Here is a 2,303-nt window from a genome sequence, read left to right as displayed (position 1 = left end):
CGGTTGTAGTTCAAGCCCGTCTCGGTGTCGTGATACTGGCCCAGAAAACGGATCGGCTGGAACCGGGCAACATCATTCGGCGCCTCAGCCTCAACAGCGACCACACTACGGCGCTTCGGCGCAGCCTGGACGACACGCAGCACGTTGCCCCAGGCCTTGTACTCGGATGCCCATACGATCTCGCCTTGCTGGTCGGTCACCTCATTTGGCGTACCAAGGTGATCGGTGTGGATGTGATGGACTTCACTGCGGCGTTCCTCGTCGCCGTCTTGGGCAACGGTGTCGAGCTGCGCCAGCGGCACGAACGAGTCCGGCTCATACACATAAGTCCGCTCCCATTTTCCGCGCGCCTCGCACAGCAAGCGATTTCCCTCCCACACAAAACGTGTCATGCCAAACCCATCGCGCTTGGCAATCCTGCGGCCGAAGGGATCGTAAGCGTACTTGACGGTCTGTACAGTCGGATTCGGTTCCTGGGCATTGCGCGTGACCACCGACTTGACCAGCTGATGCGCCGCATTCCATTCCAGCTTCAGGCGCGTGTGCCTGCCGGTCAGCTTCTCTGTCAGGTTGCCGTGCGCATCGTAGTCGTAGCGCTTGTCCTCGAAAACGCGCACACGGTTGCCTTCAACCCGGCCGGCGCTGGCAACCGTCTCATCGAGCAGATTGTGCGCAGGATCGAACGCAAAACGCTCCGCCAGGTTCGGCTGCACGGCGCTCATGATGCGGCCGATCACGTCGTAACTGTAGGTTTTGCGGCCGTTGCGTTTGTCGTCGATCGCCAGCAGGTTGCCGCTCTCGTCATACTCGTAACGGCGCGCGATCACCGGCTCGGTGCTTGCGCCCACGCCCAGATGGCCGGCAACCTGCGCCAGCAGCCGGCCCACTGGGTCATACTGGAACTGGCTGGTTAGCGCGCCCTGGGTGCGGCTGGTGGCCCTGTGCAGCTTGTCGCGCTCAATGTCGGTGATGACATCGCCGTCAATGTTGATCTGGTGTAGGTGTCCCGAGCCGTAAAACAGGTTGTTGAGAACTCGTCCGTCAGGCAAGACCGTTTTGATCCGGTTGCCCAGCTCGTCGTACTCGTGACGCAACTCGGCGCTGAAGTCGCGGGCCTTCGTATGCTCGCCGACCAGTTGGCCCAGCACATCATAGCGCAGGCTCACTTCGGCATCCGCATTGATGGCGTGGGTCATGCGCCCGACAGAGTCGTAGGCGTAGCGCAGGCGCAATTGTTCAGCCTGGGTGTCGCCGGTGGTGCGTGAGATCAGCGTTTCGACCAACTGGCCGCCGCTGTCGCGACTGTAGTGCGTGTCGATGCGCGTGTACTCACTGCGCTCGGCGCTGCCAAGTTCTTCCTTGGCGGTGATCAGGCCGCTGTCGTCGTAGCGGTAGCGCGTCAGCCGCGCGTCGAAGCCGGTTTCTTCAATCAGGCGATCCAGCGCGTCGTAGACGAAACGGTGGGCGTCGCCATTTTCGTTGATCAGCGCGGCCACGCGGCGGGCATCGTCGTAGCGGTATTCCATCACGCCGCCGCGCGCGTCGATGCGCTTGAGCGGCTGTCCATCCGTGTCGAGCACGTAGCTGGTGCGGTTGCCAAGCGGATCGATGTGCGCGATCAGGCGTCCCAGCGGATCATATTCGTAGCTTTCACCGCCATCGGGCTTTTCGGTCCCTGCAGGCCGGCCGAGCGGGTCATAGCTGTAGAAGGTGCTGTTGCCGTCGGCGTCGGTGGCGCGCAACAGGCGACCCTTGTCGTCGTAGCTGAAGTGGGTCGTGTTGTTGGAGCAGTCGGTGTAGCTGATCAACTGCGCTGCGCTGTTGTAAGCCAGTTTTTTGACGCCACCGGCGGCATCCGTGACCTTGACCGGCAAGCCGTTCGCATCGTATTGGTAGGCGGTGCGGTTGCCCAGCGCATCGGTCACGCTTGTCAGGTTGCCGACCTCGTCATAGCGCAGGGCGGTGGTGGCGCCGAGCGCGTCGGTGATCAGCGCCGGCTTGTCGAACCGGTTGTCATAGACGATGCCGGTGCCCCTGCCGTCGCTTTCGATGCGGGTGACGCGGCCACGCTGGTCGTAGCGGTAGCTCACGCTGCGCCCGCCCGGATCTGTGATGCTGAGGACATTGCCATTGCTGTCGAGGCGGCGCGTCGTCACGCCACCGGCAGCGTCCACCTTGCCGATGTAGCGCTGTTTGGCGTCGAAGCGGTAACGCTCTTCGCGCCCCAGGTTGTCGGTGACGACGGTTTCCTGTTCCAGGTAGCGAAGGCTCCACGAGCGGCCGTCGTTGACCCAGTTGCGCGT

General features: G+C 62.8%; 1 protein-coding gene. It reads right to left on the bottom strand.

The annotated features are described in order from the left end of the window. On the bottom strand, positions 1–2,303 hold a 2,303-nt coding region (locus F1735_RS33030), incomplete at both ends, for an RHS domain-containing protein (protein ID WP_167241166.1).

Source organism: Massilia genomosp. 1 (genome assembly GCF_011682185.1).
Taxonomy (GTDB): Bacteria; Pseudomonadota; Gammaproteobacteria; order Burkholderiales; family Burkholderiaceae_D; genus Telluria_A; species Telluria_A rubra.
The sequence above is the reverse complement of the archived record's forward strand: the minus strand, read 5'-3'. Positions and strand labels throughout refer to the sequence as shown.